16 protein-coding genes are annotated in these 23,255 nt (G+C 57.0%); 11 read left to right on the top strand and 5 right to left on the bottom strand.

Annotated features, from left to right (window positions below; translation table 11 throughout):
• The first annotated feature begins 171 nt into the window (after positions 1–171).
• Positions 172–819 carry a DUF1501 domain-containing protein gene (locus tag N675_RS13840; RefSeq protein WP_051914726.1) on the top strand — a complete coding sequence of 216 codons (648 nt, stop codon included), beginning with the start codon at positions 172–174 and terminating at the stop codon, positions 817–819.
• Positions 820–901: 82 nt separating this feature from the next.
• The gene (locus N675_RS13835) at positions 902–2,599 is read left to right on the top strand and encodes a D-alanyl-D-alanine carboxypeptidase family protein (protein WP_051914725.1); all 1,698 of its coding nucleotides are present in this window, start codon (positions 902–904) and stop codon (positions 2,597–2,599) included.
• Here the strand turns inward: N675_RS13835 and N675_RS12450 are convergent.
• The 3 genes from N675_RS12450 to N675_RS12440 form a co-directional block, all read right to left on the bottom strand.
• A complete protein-coding gene (locus tag N675_RS12450; RefSeq protein ID WP_231578041.1) occupies positions 2,531–3,403 on the bottom strand; it encodes a PIG-L deacetylase family protein in 873 nt (290 codons plus the stop codon). The genes N675_RS13835 and N675_RS12450 overlap by 69 nt on opposite strands.
• On the bottom strand, positions 3,360–5,264 hold the full coding sequence (gene selB / locus N675_RS12445) for a selenocysteine-specific translation elongation factor (RefSeq protein ID WP_038040356.1): 1,905 nt from the start codon (positions 5,262–5,264) through the stop codon (positions 3,360–3,362). The genes N675_RS12450 and selB overlap by 44 nt, the downstream gene beginning before the upstream one ends.
• Before the next feature lie 225 nt (positions 5,265–5,489).
• A complete protein-coding gene (locus N675_RS12440) occupies positions 5,490–7,565 on the bottom strand; it encodes a thioredoxin domain-containing protein (RefSeq protein ID WP_038040353.1) in 2,076 nt (691 codons plus the stop codon).
• Between the two features lie 154 nt (positions 7,566–7,719).
• On the opposite strand from N675_RS12440, the gene N675_RS12435 reads away from it, so the two are divergent.
• The 6 genes from N675_RS12435 to N675_RS12410 all read left to right on the top strand — a co-directional run bounded on the left by N675_RS12435 (position 7,720) and on the right by N675_RS12410 (position 17,073).
• Positions 7,720–9,834 (top strand): S9 family peptidase, encoded by a 2,115-nt coding sequence (locus N675_RS12435; RefSeq protein ID WP_081887105.1) that lies wholly within the window; start codon positions 7,720–7,722, stop codon positions 9,832–9,834.
• Between the two features lie 31 nt (positions 9,835–9,865).
• Positions 9,866–10,954: a L,D-transpeptidase gene (locus N675_RS12430; RefSeq protein WP_038040350.1), complete on the top strand. Its 1,089-nt coding sequence runs from the start codon at positions 9,866–9,868 to the stop codon at positions 10,952–10,954.
• A gap of 16 nt (positions 10,955–10,970) precedes the next feature.
• The gene (locus tag N675_RS12425; RefSeq protein ID WP_038040347.1) at positions 10,971–12,506 is read left to right on the top strand and encodes a hypothetical protein; all 1,536 of its coding nucleotides are present in this window, start codon (positions 10,971–10,973) and stop codon (positions 12,504–12,506) included.
• 98 nt (positions 12,507–12,604) lie between these two features.
• Positions 12,605–14,119 (top strand): ABC transporter substrate-binding protein, encoded by a 1,515-nt coding sequence (locus tag N675_RS12420; RefSeq protein ID WP_231578040.1) that lies wholly within the window; start codon positions 12,605–12,607, stop codon positions 14,117–14,119.
• Positions 14,120–14,196: 77 nt separating this feature from the next.
• Positions 14,197–15,825 carry an N-acyl-D-amino-acid deacylase family protein gene (locus N675_RS12415; protein WP_038040344.1) on the top strand — a complete coding sequence of 543 codons (1,629 nt, stop codon included), beginning with the start codon at positions 14,197–14,199 and terminating at the stop codon, positions 15,823–15,825.
• 3 nt (positions 15,826–15,828) lie between these two features.
• Positions 15,829–17,073, top strand: a complete 1,245-nt coding sequence (locus N675_RS12410) for a zinc-dependent alcohol dehydrogenase (RefSeq protein ID WP_038040340.1) — start codon at positions 15,829–15,831, stop codon at positions 17,071–17,073.
• Between the two features lie 22 nt (positions 17,074–17,095).
• Here the strand turns inward: N675_RS12410 and N675_RS12405 are convergent, their stop codons facing one another.
• Both N675_RS12405 and N675_RS12400 read right to left on the bottom strand, forming a co-directional pair.
• Positions 17,096–18,262 carry a class II aldolase/adducin family protein gene (locus N675_RS12405; RefSeq protein ID WP_231578039.1) on the bottom strand — a complete coding sequence of 389 codons (1,167 nt, stop codon included), beginning with the start codon at positions 18,260–18,262 and terminating at the stop codon, positions 17,096–17,098.
• Between the two features lie 290 nt (positions 18,263–18,552).
• Positions 18,553–19,569, bottom strand: coding sequence for a diacylglycerol/lipid kinase family protein (locus tag N675_RS12400; RefSeq protein ID WP_231578038.1), 1,017 nt, complete (start codon positions 19,567–19,569; stop codon positions 18,553–18,555).
• Positions 19,570–19,936: 367 nt separating this feature from the next.
• Between N675_RS12400 and N675_RS12395 the strand changes: the two genes are divergently transcribed.
• Genes N675_RS12395 through N675_RS12385 form a run of 3 tightly spaced genes read left to right on the top strand, consistent with a single transcriptional unit; the run spans position 19,937 to position 23,253 of the window.
• On the top strand, positions 19,937–21,010 hold the full coding sequence (locus N675_RS12395) for a rod shape-determining protein (RefSeq protein WP_038040339.1): 1,074 nt from the start codon (positions 19,937–19,939) through the stop codon (positions 21,008–21,010).
• Positions 21,011–21,031: 21 nt separating this feature from the next.
• Positions 21,032–21,853 carry a rod shape-determining protein MreC gene (gene mreC, locus N675_RS12390; protein ID WP_038040338.1) on the top strand — a complete coding sequence of 274 codons (822 nt, stop codon included), beginning with the start codon at positions 21,032–21,034 and terminating at the stop codon, positions 21,851–21,853.
• An 11-nt stretch (positions 21,854–21,864) separates the two neighbouring features.
• Positions 21,865–23,253 (top strand): MurT ligase domain-containing protein, encoded by a 1,389-nt coding sequence (locus N675_RS12385; RefSeq protein ID WP_038040337.1) that lies wholly within the window; start codon positions 21,865–21,867, stop codon positions 23,251–23,253.
• Positions 23,254–23,255: the final 2 nt, after the last annotated feature.

The raw sequence follows: 23,255 nt of genomic DNA, 5'->3' as shown, positions 1-23,255 counted from the left end.
CACGATGGCTGGTTATCAAAGTTGGTCGAGGGATTGGTGGATAGTCAAGGACACCCGCTGAGCACCGTTGCGCTGGGGGCGACGCTCCCGCCAGCACTCTGCTGCCCGCCAACCCCTCCACCTGTGCTAGAAAATCCCAAATAGTTTCGGCTCGAAGCCGATCCTCGTTCAGTGAGCCTTACCAAAGCACGTGAAGCAGCCTTGCGCCAGCTTTACCAGGCATATCAGCCACCGGCCCCATACGCAGCACTGCTTCAGGCTACTGCCGAGAGCGCTGCCCTCGCCAGCGTCCAGATGCAACAGGTACTTACGAGCTACCAGCCAAGTGTGTCCTATCCCTCAACCTCACTTGCTGATGGGTTGAAGCTTTTCGCGGCATTGATCACTGGCGGCTATGGTCTGCGGATTGGCTACATCATTCTTGGAGGATTCGACACCCATGCACTCCAAGCAGATCACCATGCTCAATTGCTGAAGACTTTGGGCGATGCTGTCGCAGCGTTTTATGCAGATCTCCAGGCCAAAGGGCATGCCCAGAATACGCTCGTTATGACCTGGTCAGAGTTTGGCCGGCGTGTAAAAGAAAATGCGAGTCATGGCACTGACCATGGCACAGCTGCTCCATTGTTCGTTGTTGGGCCAGGAGTGAAGAGTGGGATCTACGGTGAACCTCCTGACTTGCAGAACCTCGATGAGAACGGCAACCTGAAGTTTGCCGTCGATTTTCGAAGCGTCTATGCCACTGTGCTTGCCGGCTGGCTTGAGGCTGACCCGCAAGCGGTGCTAGGGCAGTCCTTCCCGCAATTGCCACTATTTTGACCTTGTGGTCTGCACTGGCGTATCGGGTTGCCACTTGCCGTCGTTGCGGCAGTCTGCGATGATCGGCCTTGAGGAGGGGCAAATGATCAACCGACGGCAGTGGCAATACGTCTTTCTTGGCTGCTTGCTGACTCTTTTCCTGCAGGTAAGCCCAGTCCAGGCGGCATCGTTACCAGCGGTCGCTGCTACAAGCTGGGTCATTATGGATGCCGATTCTGGTAAGGTGCTTGCCGAGCAAGCGAGCCATGAGCGTCGAGCGATGGCAAGCTTGACGAAGTTGATGACTGCGCTCGTTGCGGTGGAGCGAGGGAATCTCGACCAAGTTGTCACAATTACCTCGGGGGATGTAATTGGCGAGTCATCGATGGGACTCGTTCCTGGGCAACAGGTAACCTTACGGACGTTGCTCTATGGTCTGCTCCTTCGCAGTGGCAATGACGCTGCAATGGCTATTGCCCGGGCTGTTGGCGGTAGTCCCGCTCAGGAGAGCGCGCTTGCACGCCAGCAATTTATCGACTGGATGAATGCTCGGGCAGCGAGCCTTGGCATGAGCGATACGCAGTACATCAATCCGCATGGCTTAGATGCGGATGGCCACTACAGCTCCGCGTATGACCTTGCTTTACTTGCGCGCGCTGTGCTGAACAATCCAACGCTCGTTACTATCTTTGGCACACTCCGCTACAGCGCTGAGGGCTTCACGCTCCAGAATACGAACCAGTTGCTCGGCAGCTATCCTGGCTTGATCGGGGGCAAAACTGGCTGGACAGACAATGCTGGTCGGTGTCTGGTGCTGGTTGCCGAGCGCGCTGGCAAACGCGAAATTGTAGTGTTGCTTCATTCAACTGGCGATGCCTGGTTTGCTGACGGCGCTGCCTTGCTGAATGCTGGCTGGGTGCTGCTCGATCCCATCACGACTCCTGAGCGGGCAGCTGCGCTTTTCGCGTGGTGGCATGACCGTGTTGATGGACCGGTCGCAGCTGGTCTTGATCATCGTACGTGGCTCTGGGGCAATCCAATCAGTGGTGTCGTGAGCGAGTCATATCAGGAATCACCCGGTGGCGAGCGGTGGGTACAGTATTTTGATAAGGGGCGTATGGAGTTGACACATCCTGATCAACCGATCGACGCTCGCTGGGCGATCACGGGGGGCCGGCTCGCGTGGGAAATGATTACTGGCCAGCGACAGATTGGCGATAGCCAGTTTATTGCACTTGGCCCTGCTGCCATTCCAGTTGCTGGTGATGTCGTAGCGGGATCACCGACGTATGCCACGCTCCGGCCACTCTTATCGGCTCCAGCCCCACCACCCGGTTCGGTCATTACCCAAGTGCTTACTGCGAATGGTACAGTGACGGATGATCCGCAGCTTGCAGTGTACAACGTCCATGCGGGAGCGCCTGATCCAGCCACTGGACACGGGATTGCTGATGTCTTTGCGAGCTTCACTGCCCAGTGGGGACTTGTGCAAGTTGCCGGCCATGTCCGCTCCGAACCGCTGCTCAATCCTCCGGTTGCGCTTCTTGGTCTGCCGATCACGGATCCGTACTGGGTACGGGTACCGGTAGGAGGGCGTGTCCACGACGTACTAATCCAGTGCTTTGAACGTCGCTGTTTAAGCTATACGCCGGATAATCCACCAGGATGGCAAGTCGAAATGGGCAATATTGGTCAGCACTATCTCCATTGGCTACAGACAGCGACACTGTCGTCAGTGCTCGGGTTGGCTCAGGAGCCACGGAACGTGGGCTATGGCCTCGGAATGCTCTTTTACGCGTGAACGTAAAAGCCAAAGCCGCTCTATCAATTGTCCCTGTCGCACGCGCTGCGCTGCGCGCTTCACTGCTTCTGCTGGGTCGCCAAGATCACGAAAGATAACTGCGAGTTGCGACTCGTAGCAGGCGATAGCGGCGATGCGGCGCTCAAGGTGCTCGGCCGACAGCTCGATCATCCACGGCGTTTGCTCGCAATATTGGGTCACAAGCGCGTGGCGTTGGTCTTCACCACCAGGCAACAGGACGTAGGGGAAATCTTCATAGCTCCAAACCACCTGTCCATGTGCCCGAAGCCGTTGACCAAGCAGGCGAACCAGTTGGTGATCAACGTGGTTGCCGATGCCCAGTGGCACGGCATACCAGGCGGGCTGAATACCGGCCTTGTCAAGGAGCGACGTCAGTGCCTGCTCGAGTTCATCAAGCAGTGACCACTCGTCCGGATGGATTGCACCAAAGAGTTCGGCATCACTTTGGTAGTGGTCGCCACGGTAAATTGCGTCTGGCAAGCCCAGCCAGAGTGGCTCTGCGCCAAGCAACGTGGCAGCAGAACGTTCCTCTTGACGGCGAACAGCAAGTGCGTTGTGATCGTCGAGCCCTCGCCACTGATGCTGGAATCGCGCGAATGCGCTTAAGGTTGCTGGCGGTTCACCGCCGAAGCACGTGATGATAACCGGTCGCAGACCGCGCTCGGCCAGGAGCGCGACAGTGCCTCCACACGAGAGCGCAACATCGTCATAGTGGGGAGCGAGGAAAACTGGACGGAGATTAGCTTTGGGGTTGCGCATATCGTACTCGTACGTCACCGACACGACGTGTCACTCGCTTTCGATCGAGATATTCAAGAACTGCCTGTGCATACTTGCGGCTCGTATTGAAATGGTCCCGGAACTGCGCGAGCGTCAGGCCATTGTTTGCGTCAATGAGCGTCAGGACCGTTTGCTCGATTTCCTGCATAACATCGGTTGGGAAAACGATATCTTCGTCGACACGAACGATGTATCCAAGCTCAATCAGGGCATTGACGAGTTCTGGATCCACACCAAGCGTCGAAGGTGACGGTGGCGTATAGGGTGTCTCATGCAGCGCGGCTAGCAACCGCTGAGCTGCTGCCTCTTGTTGTGGAGTCAATTGAATCGCGTGTGTTGGCAGGCGGAGGACATCACCATCGTCAACGATTGCTCCCATGCCAGCGAATGTTGCGACAAGTGCATCAAACGCCCGCGGTGCAATCTCGAGCTGGCTACGGGCAGCTTCCTTCGGCATGCCACGGCGCAAGGGATACTGTTGATGGTAATCAGCTAACAGTGCAACAAGACGGCTACGCCATGCTTCGAGCGCTTCCCGCTGAAGGTAAAGCGTCGGCGTGTGTGGAGTTGGGGATACGAGTGCAATGATTTCGCCTTGTGCTTGCAGTACCTCAAGGGCGTCCGCTACATGGTGCTCATGCAATGTCAATTGCCGGGTTAATGTCGCAACGTCACGTGGTTCCTCAGCGAGCGCGTGGCGGACGAGTTCCACTGGTTCACCACGAGCGAGCAGTTCGAGTGTCGCAATTGTTGCGGGATGAAAGCGCCGGTGACGCGGCGGGTGTGCGTCCACGACCACACCGCCTCCCAAGGTCGCACTTGGTGAGGGGCGACGAAGGATGAAACGATCCCCACGAACGGCGACGACCGGTTTACGCAGGCGGAGCTGGACCCAACCAGTATCGCCTGGGGTGAGCTTCTCCGCATCCAGCAACGTGAGTTGTGCAAGCGTCTCGCTTGTCCCGATGAAGAGCATCACTTCATCATCTTGCTCGAGGATGGCTGGAGCATCTGCCAGCAAACGGATCCGGGCGTCGATCCGCTGGGTTGGAGTAAGCCAGCCTGGGATCGTGAGCACATCTCCTCGACTGATCTCCTCGACGGCTATGCCGCTAATGTTCACCGCCGTTCTGGCGCCAGGAGAGGCATGCTCAACTTTTTCCCGATGGCGTTGTAAACCGCGGATGCGCCCGCGTTTCCCGGCAGGCAGAATCTCAATCTCTTGGCCAACGCTAAGCGGCCCATCGCGAAGTGTGCCAGTGACAACGGTGCCAAAGCCCGCTATGGTAAAGACGCGATCGACTGCGAGGCGCGGCTTGCCGTCTGCTGGATGTGGTGGAAGCGTCGCCAGCAGTGTATCCAGCGTCTGGATGAGTTCCGCCAAGCCTTCGCCAGTGATCGCCGAGACTGGGATGAGCGGTGCCCCTTCAAGTGTCGTACCTTGGAGCAGTTCAATCGTTTCATTCATCACAAGCTCAAGCCAGTCTGGCTCGACAAGGTCACGTTTGGTGATCGCAACAATACCCTGGCGAATCTCGAGAAGATCAAGAATAGCCAAGTGCTCGCGTGTCTGGGGCATTGGCCCTTCGTCAGCTGCAATAACGAGGAGCGCTGCGTCGAAGCCACCGACTCCAGCCAGCATATTGCGGATGAAGCGTTCATGGCCGGGCACATCGATCATGCTGACCCGTCGGCCGCTTGGCAACGTGAGCCAAGCAAAACCGAGGTCAATCGTCATTTCGCGTTCTTTTTCTTCACGCAGTCGATCTGGGTCAATCCCCGTCAGTGCTTTGACGAGCGTTGACTTGCCATGATCAACATGCCCGGCTGTACCAACAACCGAGGTCGGCGGTGTAACGGTCATTAACCAACACCCCCTCGTCCTCTTCGCCGTGCTAAGTCTACGTGGTCTGGAAACGTTCAGCTTTGCGTACGATCATCATGGTGCAACGGCAATCGACGTCGGCGCAGCCCAGTAGCCACCAACTGCATAGATACGATGCCCTTCTTGTAGGGCTGCGGTGATTCATGGCAGACGCGTTCTGGCATGAGTACAACTCGGGGATCACGCCACGGCGTTGCACTTATCCTATTCGCGAACGCTGGTAAAATCGCGGTCATCAAGCCCAAGCTGCCTTGCAAGCTCGGCTGGCGTTGTCACCGGTTGTTGGCAGACGAAGTGCCGGCAGACATACGCCGTTGCCGTGCCATTCTTCTGTGGACGGTCAAGCAGCAGCGGTATAGACTCGTCATACTCGTGTGGCCGACGGAGTGCAACGACCTTGGCCGGCACATACGGCTCACGCACAACCTTCAAGAGTGCGGCCATGTCTGGCTGTTCTGGGTTCCCAACGAGCGCAATCTCAAACGGCTCAGCCAACAAGAAGTCAAGGACGAGGAGGAACTGGCTCATCCCAGTCGGATGCTCACTTGCGAGTGGCGCATAACGTTCAAGTACCGTGCGGGCATATTCCTCGTACCGTCCGTCGCCGAAGAGGAGTGACAGCCGGAGAAAGACGTCAGCCGTGACCGCGATCGGACTCGGCGTAGGCGAATCGAAGAGGCTCTTTGGCCGGGCTACCAGATGATCGGCGTGTTCGGTCGTATCAAAGAAATCTCCGATTGCCGGATCGCGAAATTCGCGCAGGATTGTTTCTGTCAATCTGCGCGCCCAGTGGAGCCATTGCCGATCAAAGGTCAGCTCGTAGAGGGCAAGGAGGCCACGAGCGAGGTACGCGTAGTCCTCAAGGAGGCCCGTGACTTTGGCCTGTCCATCTGCAAAGACATGCCAGAGATGGGCGTCACCCTCTGCAAGATGGTCGCGAAGGAAGGCAGCGAGTTGCACCGCGGCCTCGGCGTAGGTCGGTTCACCGAGCACAGTGGCCGCTTCGGCCAATGCCTGGAGGAGGAGTCCGTTCCAGGATGTCAGTACTTTCTCATCACGGGCTGGATGCGGGCGCTGTTCACGGAGGGCAAAGAGTCGCGATCGAATTGCAGCGACCTGCGCCATCAATTCCTCTTGCCCAATGCCAAGCGCTGCAGCGACATGTTCAGGCGGGTTCGGGACGTGAAGGACGTGCTTCCCTTCAAAATTGCCTTCTGGGCGCAAGCCGAAATACTGCTGTGCCACTGAAAAGAGTTGTGGACCGAGTGCTTCCTCGAGTTCTTCAGTTGTCCAGGTGTAGAACTTGCCTTCTTCGCCCTCAACGTCAGCGTCTTGGGCGCTGGCGAAGCCACCTCCGGGAAGCCGAAGCTCCCGCAGGACGTAGTCGAGTGTCTCAGTTGCCGTGCGGCGGAAAAGCGGGTTACCACTCGCCTGGTAGGCAAGGACAAGCAATCTGCTCAGCTGGGCGTTGTCATAGAGCATCTTCTCGAAGTGTGGGATCTCCCAAGCGGCATCGACGGCATACCGGTGGAATCCTCCGCCAATGTGGTCATAGATTCCGCCCCGGATCATGTGCTCCAGGCTGAAAGTCACCATCTCGCGTGCGCGCTGGGAGCCAACGCGACGAAATGTGCGGAGGAGGAACTCAAGCGTGGTCGGCGCAGGGAACTTCGGTGCCGTGCCGAATCCGCCGTGCTCACGATCGAATTCCGGTACAAGGTTTCGTGCCGCTTCGTCAAGGAGTGTTGAGGTCAGCGTGCTTGTTGGCAGAGTAAGAGCAAACTGCTGATTCAAGAAATGTACAAGGTCACTGGCAGCACGCTCGACCTCTGCTCGTCGTGTGCGATAGGTCTCAGAGACAGCCAAGAGCACGCGGGGGAAGCCTGGTAGGCCTGGTCGATCTTCAGGGGGAAAGTAGGTGCCACCATAAAATGGCCGACCGTCTGGTGTTAGGAAGACAGTCAGCGGCCATCCCCCTTGCCCCGTCATTGCCTGTACTGCGCTCATGTACAGTGCGTCAATATCCGGTCGTTCTTCCCGATCAACCTTAATGCAGACAAATCGCTCGTTCATGAGACGAGCGATGTCAGGGTTTTCAAAGCATTCGTGAGCCATGACGTGGCACCAGTGACACGCGGCATAGCCGATGCTGAGCAAAATCGGCTTATCTTGTTCTTGGGCGATGCGAAAGGCTTCTTCTCCCCAGGGATACCAATCGACAGGATTATCAGCATGTTGACGAAGATAGGGGCTGGTCTCGTTCGCAAGGCGATTTGGCACGGGATACCACTCCACTTCATCATGCGAGGCAGTGATGCGCCTCGCGCAAGGGTTTCGCTACGAAAGGATATCAAAATTCGCTCTTGCACCGCGGCCTTAACATGGCACAATCCCGGACAGGAAAACAGGCTGTCTGCCGGAGAGGAGATGCAGTATGGCAGAGCGGCAACAGGCCGCCTATGGTGAATGGCCATCAGCGTTAACAGCTGACTGGGTTGTCCAAGCAAGTCGGACGATCACAGAGGCGCAGTGGGGTGCAGGACAACTCTGGTGGCTTGAGAGTCGCCCAGAAGAGCAGGGGCGATCGGTGCTGGTTGCCCTTGCTCCAGGACATGAGCCGCGCGACGTCGTGCCGCCTGCCTATGATGTCCGTACTCGTGTCCATGAATATGGCGGTGGTGCGTTCACTGTGCACGGTGCTACTGCCTTCTTTAGCCATTTTTATGACCAGCGGCTCTATCGGTTGGACCCTGATGAACCGCCAAAGCCAATTACTCCCGATCCCCCTGTGTTAGCGGGCTATCGGTATGCTGATGGCCGCGTAACGCCTAATGGTCAGTGGCTTCTTGCTGTCCGGGAGCGGCATGAATCTGGCGGTGTGTTCAATGAGCTTGTTGCTTTGCCAACAGATGGCAGCGCTGAGCCCAAGGTGATTGTGAGTGGCAACGATTTCTATGCTGCACCGCGCATCAGCCCCGATGGAGACTGGCTGTGTTGGCTAACGTGGAATCATCCGAACATGCCATGGGATGGCACGGAGTTATGGGTTGGGCGCCTTGATGAGGTGGGAAACGTTCGGACGCCGTGGTTGCTTGCCGGCGGCCGACAAGAATCAATCACGCAGCCGCTTTGGGCTCCCGATGGGACGCTCTATTTTCTCTCTGATCGTACCGGCTGGTGGAATCTCTATCGCTGGCATCCTCGCAATGGCGTCATTGAGCAAGTCACTCAACTTGAGGCAGAAATTGGCGAGCCTCATTGGACCTTTGGCCAGTCGCGATACGTCGTCTTTCATGACGGGTACATTGCGGCAATCGTCACAGATCGCGGCGAGGATCGTCTGATCCGCGTTGATCCCGAAGGTGCTGTGCAATGGGTTGAAGTTCCCTGGCGAGCTCTTCTACGACTGACTGCCGATCCGTCTGATTCGAGCCGGCTCTGGCTCATCGCGAGTAGCCCTGCGTTCCCGCAGGCCCTGGTCGAGTTCTCGCTCCAGGACGGGACATGGCAGGTGATCCGCCAGGCTTCCGATGCCCAGCCCGAGTCAACGTGGATCAGCGAGCCTGATGTGATTGCGTTTCCCACTGAAGATGAGCAAACAGCCTATGGCTTCTTCTATCGTCCGAAGAATCCGACTGTTGAACTGCCACACGATGAGACACGTCCTCCGTTGATCGTCTTTTGCCACGGCGGACCGACCGGCCATGTGCGCCCAGCATTCTCGCCCGTGATTCAGTACTGGACAAGTCGAGGCTTCGCTGTCATCGACGTCAATTACGGTGGCAGCAGTGGCTATGGACGGGCCTATCGTGAGCGCTTGCGTGAACGATGGGGAATTGTTGACGTCGCTGACTGTGTGAACGCTGTCCGGTATCTTACCGAGCAAGGGGTAGTCGATAGCTCCCGAGTGGCGATCCGCGGTGGGTCAGCTGGTGGCTATACCACGCTTCGCGCGCTGACCGTGAGTGACGTGTTTGCTGCCGGGACAAGTTACTATGGAGTGGCCGACCTGGAGGCATTGGCGAAAACAACGCATAAATTTGAGTCGCGTTATCTTGATGGCCTCATTGGCCCATATCCTGATCAGGCGGAGCGCTATCGTGAGCGCTCTCCTCTCTATGCGATTGACCATCTCCGCGCCCCGGTCTTGCTCTTGCAAGGTGCAGATGATCGCGTGGTCCCTCCGGAGCAGGCAGAAATCATGGTGCAGTCGCTTGAGCGTCATCATCTGCCATATGCCTATTACGTTTTTGAGGGCGAAGGCCACGGATTCCGTCGTGCTGAGACAATTCGCCGCTGTTTAGTGCTTGAGCATAGTTTCTACGCCACTATTTTTGGCCTGCATCCACCCGAGTCCCTAGAGGCGGTGCAGTTGCATTGGTTCGGTGAGAGCACCGCCGTTCCTGAAGCAGCGGTTGATCAGGTCGTGGCCTCAGCCAGTGAGGAGGGAACAGAAGAAACGACACCGCAGTCTATCCCAATGGGTGAGAGTGCCCCGTCAATCCTACCAGGAGAGCCTCCGCATGAGAGTGAACGTATGACAGAATAGAGAGAGTACTGGGGCGCGGAAGGAGTGCGTCATGCGGAGCCGAATAGGCATCATAGTCAGTGTATTGGCCCTCGTGGTCGTTGCCCAGTTTTCCTTCGGTGCCTCCAGTGCGGGTGCAGCTGAGCCTGATCGAGTCTATTTCCCACAGACTGGCCATACGCTCAGCTATGGTTTCCTGCAGTATTGGCTGAATAATGGCGGTGTAACAGTTTTTGGCTATCCGATTAGCGAAGAACGTAATGAGCAGGGTGTGACGGTACAGTACTTCGAGCGTGCTGTCTTTGAATGGCATCCTGAGGCGCCACCGGGTTGGCAGGTGCAGTTACGGCGTCTTGGCAGCTTATTAACTGCTGGTCGAATGGATGAGCCTGCATTCCGGCCAGTACAGGCACAGAGTGATGCCGCGTGTGAGTATTTCCCACAGACACAGCATCGGCTCTGCAATGGCTTCCGTTCATTCTGGAATGCCCATGGTGGAGTCCGCATCTTTGGTTATCCGATTAGTGAAGAGCTGACAGAAGAAGGGCGAGTCGTCCAGTATTTCGAGCGTGCGCGCTTTGAGTGGTGGCCAGAACTTGCCGGCACACCATATGAGATTCAAATAAGCCTTCTTGGCCGCACCCTGGCGAATGCCAATGGTGTTGATACGGCACCCATTCCTCAGTCGGCAGATACACCGACGTATGATCCGGCTCTCTGGCTTGATGATCCAACAACTGTACGTGTTCCGCCACCGGGAGCTCCGGTGAATGAGCCCAAGTGGGTGGAGGTCGATCTTTCGCATCAGTATCTGCGTGCATGGGAATACGGCACGCTTGTCTTTGGAACGTATGTATCTACCGGTGTGCCGGCACATCCAACACCGACCGGCATGTTCCGTGTTTATCGCAAGCTACCGTACGACGATATGCAAGGTGGGACACCCGGAATCGACTATTACTACCTGCCGCGTGTTCCTGACGTGCTCTACTTCCTTGACGGATATGCGTTACATGGAACGTATTGGCACCATAATTTCGGACATGTCATGAGCCACGGGTGTGTCAACCTCCCGCTTGATGCAGCAGCGTGGATCTATTCCTGGGCGCCGGTCGGTACATTAGTCTGGATCCATCAGTGAAGGGGGAAAGGCCAGCGTGCCGCCGCGCTCTGCGGGGCAGGGGGCAAGCATTCAACGCACACTCGTCATCCTGCTCCTCCTTGCCTTGTCCGGATGTGTGAGCCAGTCAGTAACGGCTGTACCGACGCCAACAGCTCACCAGGAGGTGACTGCAACATCACCGCGAATAACTGCAACGGCAACGCCTTCGCCCGTGCCGACGCTTCGTCCTCTGCCCACACCGTCTCTGACACCTTTTCTGCTTCCAGCCAGTTGCAGTGAAGCGCAGCTTGTTGGGCTTGCCCGACAATTCATCACAGCCATTAATGCTGGTGATGCGAGGCAACTTCAGGCGCTATTAACGCAGCCGGAAGCGAGCGATGAGTGGTTTGCTGTTGTTCCACGAGATCTCACCCAACTCACCACCGCAACATTTACGACGCAACCGGATGAGTTTGTACGGTATGTGCTCGCGCGCCATACCCAGAATGAACAAATCGTCCCCCTCGAGCTTGTTGATCTGCGTGGGCGCACAACAACGGCGAATACAGCCCTGCTCATGCTTGCCGCAGTGCGCCAAGCCGTTGACATTCCGGCCAAACCTGCGGTTTTGCTCTTTGTCCTTGATTGTCAGCAGGAGCGTGTTCGTGGCTTGACGATGACCGATGCGCCAGTAACCACGGTGCCACAGACGCCGGTACAATTACTGAACACCGCGTTGCGACAACGTCCGCTTGAAAGCCCCGAAACACAGGGCAAGAGTGGTGTTTGTCCGCGTTCGGCTTGGGCGTTTGGCCGCGCCGTTGGAACAAGTCCAGCATATGCCGAGTTTGGCCCTGATGCTGTGATCAACCTCGGTGGGCCAGTCGCGCACGCTGATGGAACCGGCTGGTACACCTTCCCGATCGCCTGGCACCTTGCACCGGGATATCGTGGTCCGGTGTTGATTCGCGGCGTCCCATTAGACGGGCAGGGGCAAGTGCTCCTCGGCGGTGAGGGGGCAAGCGCCGAGAGCAGTGGACTCTTACTGCTCCCGCACGATCTGCAATCACAGGCAGATGGCTGGGCAAGCTGGCGAATGGAGGGTGCACTCAACCAGCCAGGTTGCTATGCCGTGTTTATTGACGGCGTGGTATTTCATCAAGCGCTGGTCTTTCAAGCAGTTGATGGCTCGGCCGATCACGTCGCTGACCTTACCCTGTCACGCCCACTGCCAGATGGCCTGCAACTGCTGTCAGCATTTCAGACACCAACTGGATCAGTGCAGCTCGCGTTTGCGAGCGATTACGTTGTCCTTCGCGTAGTACAGACGCGTGGCCCGTTGCTATCGACCGTTGCGCCAAGCCCATCGCAGTGCCAGGAAAGCGCGATTGGACTCATCTGCTGGACCAATGATCCAACGAGTGGTTGGCCTGCGACTGCGAGTTGGAGCGATGGTCCCATACATTATCAGTTAGTAGCGCTCCAAGCTACAGCTGCGACCTGGACGGCAAATGATCTTGTGGCCTTCGCAGAAGCATTGCACGATGCCCAACGAGTTCTCTCCCCAACAGCTTCCCCCACATCTTCGTGAGTAACACTGGTTCCAAGAAGTCCGACCATGCTTTTACACGTCTGCAATACTGCGTTGCTCTCCCTTGATTAGGCTCCTCGCTGAGGAAAGGGGGAGCAATGGCCGATCAGGTACTGAAACGCGAAGACACATTTCCTCGTTGGTGCCACTGTGCGCGCATGTCGCGTCGCCAGCTTCTCGGGCTGATAGCTGCTCAAGGAACGACAGCTCTACTCACTGCCTGTCACAGTACAGCGATGACACCATCAAAGCCTGTTTCTTCATCAGGACTGAATAGCCAAGCCATGACGGCGGCCCCAGCGGCCACTGTTACGCTCGGAATGCCGGCCACCATTACCCAGCATGGCTCAAAAGTTACCGTCGTCTACTGGGATGCATTTGGTGGTGAGCGTGGAAAGCTCGTACAGGAAATAGTGCAGCGCTTTCACGCTGCGCAATCGGATGTTGAAGTGGTCTATCAATTTCAGGGCAGCTACGATGATACGGGGCAGAAGCTGCTTCAGGCGATCGCGGCAAAGCAAACACCCGACCTCGTGTTGTTAGCAGATAACTGGTGGTTCCGTTTTTATCTCAACGATGTCTTGCAACCACTTTCCTCATTCTTTGCTCAAGCCGGAATCGATTTACAGGACTATGTTGGCCCGCTCTTGAATGAAGGAACTCGTCATGGCGAAGTCTATTGGGTACCGTTTGCGCGCTCCACGCCGATCTTCTATTACAACAAGACGGCATGGCAGGAAGCAGGATTGCCAGACCGCGGTCCAGAAACATGGGAGGAGTTTGCTCAGTGGGCACCGAAGCTCGTTCAGCAACGCGGGGGCAATGTGAGTCGCTCTGCATTTGCCATGCCAACAGGAGCCGGGAATACCCCTGGCAATCTCACTTCGCTTATCTCCTGGCTCTTCCAGCCAATCGTCTGGCAATGGGGTGGACGTTACTCGGATGAGGCGCTCGGCATTCACATTCAGGAGGCTCCTGCGATTGCAGCAGGACAGTCGTTCCTCTTGCGTCCGCTCAGCGAAGGATGGGCGATACCCTCGGGGGATATTGATGCAGCGTTTCTCAATGGTGGAACTGCGGCTGTCATGCAGACGACAGCGAACCTTGCAAACTATGAACGCAATGCCCCGTTCCCCGTTGGAACGGCCAAGCTCCCGAAAGGGCCTGCGGGCTTCGGTTGTTGTACCGGTGGATCAGGCCTTGCCATTCTCAAAGGGAAGCCTGTCGAAGTCCAGCAGGCTGCCTTTCGCTACATAGCCTTTGCAACCTCACCAGAAATCACAGCATTTTGGTCGCAGAATACCGGATACATGCCAGTGCGTCGTTCGGCTGTTGAAGGAACACTAATGACACAGTTTTACCAGCAGCGACCAAACTTCCGGACGGCCGTAGAGCAATTACCCCAAGCGCGCCAATGTGATCCAGCACGAGAATGGATACCGAATGGGTTTGACATCATTGGTCGCGGGTTAGAGCGGGTCTTGACACAGCGGGAAGACCCAGTGAGTGTGTTTCCCGCTCTTGGCCAACAACTGACTGAAGCCGCCTCGTCGATCATTGCCCAGTTAAAGCAACGTGAAGGCGATACAGTTCAGCGCATTCGGATACTCTAGCAGCACAATGCAGCCTCATCGCGGTATGATGCGCAGAGGCGTTCAGTGGGTTGGAGTGGAAGGTTACCTGCGTACCAATGGCTGTCCAGACCCTCATTCAAAACGGGCGGGTTGTTGACGGAACGGGAAACCCTTGGTTTTACGCGGATGTCCTGCTTGATGGAGATCGGATTGCGGCAGTTGTGCCGCCGGGCCAGTTTCCCTCAGCGTATGCCGAGGCAGTCGTTGACGCGAGCGGGATGGTTGTTTGTCCCGGATTTATTGATATTCAGAGCCATTCAATCGTTCCGTTGATGATCGATGGCCGATCTCTCTCAAAAGTGCTTCAGGGTGTCACGACTGAGATCATGGGAGAAGGCTGGACGCCAGCTCCCTTTGGGGGACGTATCGCTGAACCAATTCCCATAAGCGGCTTTGCGCGTCGCCTGACAGGCTGGCAGGAAGAAGCGAGAAACTGGCGTCGGTTTGGCGATTGGCTTGATGCACTTGCCCGTCATGGTGTTTCGCCGAATATTGGGTCGTTCATTGCTGGTGGGACAGTGCGGCAATATGCCAAGGGCTTTGATCCTACTCCTGCAACGCCGGATGAGCTCACTCTGATGCAACGCGTTGTTGCCGAGGCAATGGAGGACGGGGCGTTTGGCGTTGCGTATGCACTGATTTATCCGCCCGATGTCTTTGCGACGACTGAGGAGATCATCTATCTCTGTCGCGTCGTTGCCCGCTATGGAGGGCTCTACATTACCCACTTGCGATCTGAAGCAGACCAGCTCTTCCCTGCATTGGACGAAGCGTTCCGGATTGGCCGCGAAGCGGGCCTGCCAGTCGAAATTTATCACCTCAAAGCAGCTGGACGACGCAACTGGGCAAAAGCGCCTGAAGCGATCGCCCGCATTGAAGCGGCGCGCGCTGCGGGACTTGATGTTACCGCTGATATGTATCCCTATCAGGCCGCCGGAACTGGTCTTGCTTCGGTCCTGCCGCCGCGCTACACCGCTCTTCCAGATTTCTATACACGCCTTAACGATCCAGCATTCCGCGCCGAGATTCGAGCTGCGACCCTGCACGTGTCTGGTGATTGGGAGCCGCTTGCTGATCTCGCTGGCCCTGAAGGGGTCATGCCAGTTGGTATGGAACACCCAAGCCTGCGTCCCTATGTCGGCAAGCGCCTTGCAGAGATTGCAGCGATGCGGGGACAGGACTGGCTCGATGCCGCGCTCGATTTGCTTGCGATCGAGGGCCGAAATATTCCAACGGTCTACTTTATGATGGACGAGCAAAATATTCGCCTCCAACTTCAGCAGCCATGGATCAAGATCTCGACCGATGCTGGTGGACTCGATCCGGCCTGGGCGGCCGAGCATGGCCCTGTCCATCCGCGCGCGTATGGTACGTATACTCGAGTCTTGGGATATTACGTCCGTGAGGAACGGGTGCTCACGCTCGAGGATGCTGTGAGAAAGATGAGTAGCGCTGTCGCTGACCGCCTTGGCCTTCGCGATCGTGGGCAAATTCGCCCAGGATTTTTTGCTGACGTCGTGGTTTTTGATCCGCAGCAAGTTGCTGACCGGGCGACCTTCACCGACCCGCATCAATTGTCTGTCGGTATTCGTGACGTCTGGATCAATGGCGTGCGCGTGGTCGCTGACGGACGCCACGCCGGGGCTTTGCCTGGGCGCGTGGTGCGTGGTGCGGGAGCGCGGTAGCGGATGCTTGCGTTACAGTTTACGGACAGTCTGCCGCGTTACGGACTGACAAAAGTCCTTGGACGCATTCGACGCCGAGCATACTGGGCGTCGTGGTCGTGCCTGCAACTTCGCGATGTCCCCCCGCCATCGTTGCCTGCTTCCTCTTGGGTACGGATTGCAACCCGTTACGGCGGCATCTGCGGCAGTGATCTTGGTACGATCATGCTCCATCAAAGCCCGGTTATGTCGGCCATTACCTCGCTGCCATTTACCCTGGGGCACGAGAACGTTGGCATCGTGACCGAATGCGGGGCAAGCGTGACGGCGGTGCGTCCAGGGCAGCGCGTCGTTGTGAATCCGGTGTTGAGCTGTGAGCCTCGCGGCTTCAGTGACCGTTGCCCGAACTGTGCGCGCGGTGAAACCAATCTCTGCCTGCGGTTCCACGAGGGAGCGATTTCCGCTGGAACGATGATCGGCTTTTGCCGTGACACTGGTGGGAGTTGGAGCCCGCTCTTTGTCGCGCACCAATCGCAAGTGCTGCCTGTGCCTGATGTCCTTTCAGATGAAGAAGCGGTATTGGCCGAGCCGTTTGCCGTGGCGTTGCATGCTGTCTTGCGCCATTGGCCAGACGATACGGCAACAGTGCTCGTCCTTGGTGCAGGCATCATTGGCTTGCTCACGGTTGCCGCGCTCCGAGCGTTGGGATCGAAGGCGCGCATCCTCATTACGGCACGGTATCCGTTCCAGGCGAAGGAAGCGGAGCGTTTAGGGGCGGATATTGTGCTCCGCGCTCGTGATCCTGATGATCTTTATCGGCAGGTTGCTCGTCTTACTGGTGCAGCCATCCTCCATCCGCTCATCGGCCGACCGCTCGTACAAGGTGGTGCTGATCTCGTCTTCGATTGCGTCGGATCAAGCCGCACCGTTGATGACGCATTCCGGCTCACGCGTGCTGGTGGCACTGTCGTCTTAGTTGGTTTGGCTTCAACGCCGCATGGCGTCGATTGGACACCGGTTTGGCTACATGAGTTGCACGTTTGCGGCGAGATGGCATATGCCCATGAGCAGGTCGGAAACTGGCGCGGGCATACGATGGAGCTTGCCCTGAAGTTGATGGCCGAGCGCAAGGTTGAGCTTGGATCGCTCGTCACGCACCGATTTGATCTGAAAAACTATCGCACTGCCCTTGCGACTGTCACGCAAAAGGGCAGTGCGGGCGTCATCAAAGCGGTATTTGCCTTTGACCCAGCGGCTGCCGGCGCCTAAGCAGCTGGCAGCCGCTGCACGATTACGTCATCGGTACTTGTGGGATAATCTTATCGCCCACGCGTTCAAAGATCTCATCTAAGCTCTCGCCCGTGATCGTAACCCCGTGATTCTTCAGGCCGATCACCGCATGGCCAGGATCGGGCTCCTGCGCGAGCAGGTTCGAGACAGCCTGAGCCAATTCGAGTGTCCCGCATGGATAGTTAATCTCTGTCGAGCGAATCCCGTCCATCCAAGCATGGACATGCATAATGGCACCAATCTCTGGGTGCTGCTGGTAGATCATCCAATGCTCGATGGCATCAACGGAAACGCGACGCGGTTTGATGTTCGGCGGGACGCTTAAGATAATCGCTGGGATCGTGGGGTCGAAACCTGAAACCATCAAGATGTCTTGCCCGACTACTTCTAGCTTGGACTTATCAACGCCGCTGGCACTCATCCAGAAACGTGTTCGGTCTTTGCGAGCACTCAGGTTGCCGTAGCTTAGCCCACCAATGCCATACAATCGCCGGACGTGTCGCAACTCTTTCTCGCTGAGAAACTCCTCGACTGGGAAGGGAGCTGGGAGGAGGTTCATCGCGTCGAGGCGCTTGCCAGCGCGCGTAATCTGCGCAGTAATTTCATCGCCATTCCACAACTCTGGTTCAAGGTCAGTCTTGAAAACATTGTTGATCACAAGGTGCGAAGAGGCGAGCGGATAAAGCCGCTGGTAAATCGCCTCGAAGAATTGCTCATCCTGTCCTGGGACATATGGAATGCCGTAGTTGCCGCGTTCAAGCGTAATGAACCGGGCTTCAACACTCTGACCGTCTGCAGTTGGAACAAGGAGAATAACAAGGTTCGCTAACGAATACAGAAGGTACGGATAGCCTGCGACGAGAATATCAGCTGGTCGCTGGGCAAACTCGGTAATGCCAACGACAAAGGTCGCCTGTGCCTTCCGGCGATATGGCTTTGGTTTGTCATGTGGGAAGACATTAAGAACCAGCCGAATGTCAGGAATCGGTTGCTCAGTGTATTCATGCCCCTGGCGGATTAATGCATTTCGCAGCCCTTCAGCGAACCAGCGCAGGTGTGGCGTACTTTGCTCGCCAATAATCGTAAACGTTCCTGGACCTTCATCCTTCGCAATAAAATTCAACGCAATGAGCTGCGCTGAAACTCCGCCACTCATGCTTCTTATCACCACCTCTGTCCTTCTTCGCTCTGAGCTTGACGCTCAAGCGGCCAAGCCCTTCTGATTGTGGCAGATAGCCAAGTCAGAGGTCAATTGTGCCAACTGTTCGGCATAGGGATGCCTGTATACTCTCCCCACGTAGTGAGATTGCGAGAAAGGTCATTGCGATGAGAGAACCACATTGCCCCTCTGGTACTCGATGAAACATATGCATATTCCCCACCGTAGTCTTTGATTTTTGAGAAGACATAATGTTTGTGGCAGGGAATGGCAGAAGCGTTGCGTCTGCAGTTTGTCCCTTAGACGGGATGCTCTCGTTGACAGCTACCGCGTGGCACGCGTACGGTGAGTACTCGGTGCAGGACTCCAGCCGTCACATCGGTTGTGCCAGGCTGCTCACCGTCCATTTCGATGCGGAGCGGAACGTGTGCGTGAATTGTGACGACTTGCCCCTGCCAATGCTGGACTGCTGGGTGCCCAACGTGACGTCCACGGTAGACAGCGGGTAAGAGACGAAAGAGCAGTTCGCGCCGCGGAACGTCGCGCAGAACGAAGACTTCGAGCCGGCCGTCTGAGACCGATGCCATCGGAGCGAGCCGCATGCCGCCAGCGTGGAAACGGCCGTTGGCAAGTGCAACCATCATCGCTGGCCCGCGATAGACGACCACGCCATCGACGCTCAACTCCAATGGATGACTTCGGTGACGGAGAATGGTGCGGCCCGCTCCGATGAGGTAGCTGAGGAAGCCGCCAAGCCGCTTTGTTGAGGTGCTGACCCAGGCCGCTGTCTCGGCGCCGAGCCCAATGTCCGCCATATTGACAAAGCAGCGACGGGCAAGATTGCCATCAGGTGTGCGAAAGTCGAGTACGCCAACATCGACCTGACATCGCTCGCCGTTGAGCAACAATGAAGCAAGCTGCTCGGGTCGCGTAATTCCAAAAAGCCGGGCGAAGTCTCGGCCCGTACCACATGGCACAGGGGTAATAACGAGATCACGGCGTCGCGGTCGCCCTTGGAAATCAATAATCCCGTTGACGACTTCGTTGAGTGTCCCGTCGCCACCGACAACAATGAGCTCACGGGCTCCTGCAGTGACGAGTTGTTCCGCTAATCGAATTGCCTGGCCCGGGGCTTCGGTCAGTACGTCATGAACAGTGAACCCAAGTGCTGTGAGTTCGTGTCGTAGGCGTGGCCAGGTCCGCCCTGCCCGTCCACTCCCGGCTGCAGGGTTGATAATGGCATAGATGGTCTGTTCCACGACGTCAGAGAGGTGGGCACGCTGGTGCTGCAGTTGCTCAGGCAATGATTGTGACACGACTCTGCTCCCGCATTCTGGTATGGTGTCTATTACTCTGCCCACACCCAATAGAGCCGCAGGACGTAATGAAGAGAGCGAGCTTGTGTGGGAATGTTTCAGCATCGATAAAGCATGCACTGAAAAGTTTCCACAAATGCTCATCCTCTGTCGAGTATCCTGCTCAAGCCCGTAGTAGCAGTGTTGCAGGACGCGGCATTTTCCGGTAAAGTCGAGGCGTGGGCGCGCCGGGCGCTCAACCACGGGCAAGTGTACGCGGTGGAAACGTGCTGGGGAATGGCCGAACGCGGTATGGCGCGTCAGGCGCGTCAGGAAGGAATCACGGTGAGTGGCCCGGCCTGCGTAACCAAGGGAGGGGCGAGGGAGCATGATCCGCCCGCTCAGTGCACTCTTTGGATTGTTTAGCCGGGATCTGGGCATCGACCTCGGTACAGCCAATACGCTTGTCTACGTTCGCGGCAAAGGGATTGTTATTTCCGAGCCGTCAGTCGTCGCTGTCGATAAGCGGACGCGGCGTGCCTTGGCTGTTGGTGTGGAAGCCAAGGCTATGGTCGGCAAGACGCCAGAGACGATCGTCGCTGTTCGTCCACTCAAGGATGGTGTTATTGCCGACTTTGACATTGTTGAGATGATGCTGCACTACTTCATTCGCAAGGTTCACGCCCAACAGCTCATCACTCCTCATCCGCGCGTTGTCATTGGTGTTCCAAGTGGCGTCACCGAAGTTGAGAAGCGTGCGGCGAAGGATGCAGCGCTCAGTGCTGGCGCGCGCGAGGCCTATACGATTGAAGAGCCCATGGCCGCGGCGATTGGTGCGGGCTTGCCAATCAACGAGCCTGTCGGCAGCATGATCGTTGACATTGGTGGCGGCACAACGGAAGTCGCCGTAATCTCGCTTGGTGGCATCGTCGTGAATCGCTCACTCCGTGTCGCTGGTGATGAGATCGATGAGGCGATCATGCAGTATGCACGTCGGGACCATGATCTGATCATCGGTGAGCGAACAGCCGAGAATGCAAAAATTGCTGCCGGCTCAGCCTATCCGCTTGAAGAAGAGCGCCGGGTTGTACTGCGGGGGCGCGATCTGATTACCGGTTTGCCGAAGTCAGTTGAGGTCAGCAGTGTTGAGCTTCGTGAGGCGATTGCTGGGCCAGTTAATCAGATCGTTGAAGCTGTGAAGACATGCGTTGAAGAAACGCCACCAGAATTGATCGCCGACATTATGGAACGTGGCATCGTCTTGGCTGGTGGTGGTGCCTTGCTGCTTGGCCTCGATAAACGACTTCAAGCTGAACTACGAATGCCTGTGTATCTGGCAGACGATCCGCTCACCTGTGTTGCGCGTGGGGCAGGACGTGTGGCTGAGGCGTTGCACTTGTACCAGCGTGCGCTTGCTGGCAGCAACCAACGGCGGGTGCCCGCTCGGACAACAACGACCTAGCAAAGGACTATTGGCCTGCACATGGTCATCCCTGCTCGTCGTGTTGTGGCCCTAACAGTACTTTCTCTCCTTGCCGCCATGCTCCTCATTCTGCTCGATCGGCAACATGTGCTGACTGTTATCCGACTGCCAGCAGATCGCGCAGCTGCCACTGTCGAGCGTGTTTTCTCTTCCCTTTCGCTCCACCTCCCGTGGCCGACGAGTCAGCGGGAACGTGAGCTCGAAGCGCAACTCGCGCAGCTTCAAGCTGAACGTGACCGGCTCTTAGCCGAAAACGCCCAACTCAAAGAGGTGCAACGAGAAGTTGACCAGCTTCAAGCCCAACTGGGATTTCAGCAGCAACATCCTGAGCTGCGGCTCGTTCTGGCCCGAGTCATCGCCTATGATCCCGATGCGACGCAACAGGTGATCATCATTGATCGTGGGGCAAATGCCGGATTGCAAGTTGGATTGCCAGTGGTCAGCCCAAATTTCTTGGTCGGGGTTGTAACGGCAGTTGAGAGCGATCGTGCTCGGGTAACCTTGCTCACAGATCCCAGTATGCGTCTTGGGGCGCGATTGCAAGATACGGGGGCCGAAGGACTACTCTATGGTGAAGGGCCACAAGGGGGCGGTAGGCTCGAGTTGCGCCATCTTGACCCGCAGACGCCAGTGCATGATGGGGAGCTTGTTGTCACATCGGGGCGAACAGCGCATATTCCCGCGGGTCTCGTCATTGGTTCAGTCTATGGCGGCTCGCGTGAGCTGGCTGCTGGAGAACTCCGTCTCGCCGTGCGGCCGCTTGTAGACTTTAGGGCGCTGCGCTCAGTGAGTGTCATTCTGAGCGCTGCTGGATCGCCCTAGCGTGAGGAAGCATGGACATTCGTCTCTTGAGTGCTGTCGCCGCGAGCCATGCAAGCGCCGCTGTTATCCGCCGATTGGGCCATGGCGGTGGGACAGCGCTGCCTGGTCTTGTCGCAAATTGGATTGATCCGCGCGCATTAGCGAAGCTGAGCGCTCAGCTGCCCCATGGCGTCATCGTCGTCAGCGGCACAAACGGTAAGACGACTACGGCTCGAGCAATCGCGACGATTGCCGCTGCAGCTGGCTATCGTCCAGTCCATAACCGTTCAGGATCGAATCTTGTCCGTGGCGTCACCGCTGCGGTCGCTGCACAAACGCGTCTCAACGGGCGCGTCTGCGGCGATCTCGGCATCTTTGAAGCGGATGAGGCAGCGTTCCCTGCAATCGTGGCGCAAACGCGCCCGCGCCTCGTTGTTTTGCTCAACCTCTTTCGCGATCAACTTGATCGATATGGCGAACTCGATGCAATCGCTCGTCGATGGAGCAAGGCCCTCGCATTGCTCCCACCAGAAAGCTGCGTCCTCGTAAATGCAGACGATCCTACGCTGGCCGTGATGACCGAGACTCTGCCTGTGCCACGGATTACGTTTGGCATTCTAGAAGCGGAAGAGCAGCTTCCAAGCCTTCCGCATGCTGCGGATGCCCTGTCATGCCGCCGCTGTGGGGCAGCTTTAACATATCGCCAAGCATTCCTTTCGCATCTCGGTGAATACGTGTGTCCACGGTGTGGGTTTACTCGGCCCCGGCTCGATTATGGCGCGAACGAGATCGTGCTTGAGGGGCTTGATCGGCTTCAGCTGCGCCTCACGATCCCTCAGGGTGACCAGATTCCGTTGGCCGTTCCTCTTGGCGGACTGTACAACGCCTATAACGTCATTGCTGCTGCTGCTGCTGCCCATACCTTTGGAATCACGCCGTCAGCGATTGCTCAAGGCTTTGCTCAAATGACCGCTGCTTTTGGACGGCTTGAGCGTGTCTGTTACCACGGGCGTGAAATCATCTTTCTGCTGATTAAGAATCCGACAGGTTTGAATGAAGTGGTGCGAGCGCTCGCAAAAAGTCCAGAAGCACCACTCTTTTTCGCGATTAACGATCTTGATGCGGACGGGCGCGATATCTCGTGGCTCTGGGATGCTGATCTCGAGCCGCTTGCTGCATGGCATACCTCATTCTTTACCGGTGGATTGCGTGGCCCGGATATGGCTCTCCGTCTCAAGTACGCTGGTATTGCGGAGACGCGCGTGCACGAGCTTGGTAGACTGCCAGAAGCGTTCGAACGCTTCGTTGCGCGACTGGCCCCTGGCGCGCGCGGCTACGTCCTGCCCACCTATACGGCGCTTCTTTCGCTCCGTCGTTATCTTGCGGCACGTGGCGCTGCGCCAGCATTTTGGGAGCAGTGAGG

This window comes from Thermorudis peleae, from assembly GCF_000744775.1.
GTDB lineage: Bacteria > Chloroflexota > Chloroflexia > Thermomicrobiales > Thermomicrobiaceae > Thermorudis > Thermorudis peleae.
This window is presented reverse-complemented; position numbering and strand designations above follow the sequence as displayed.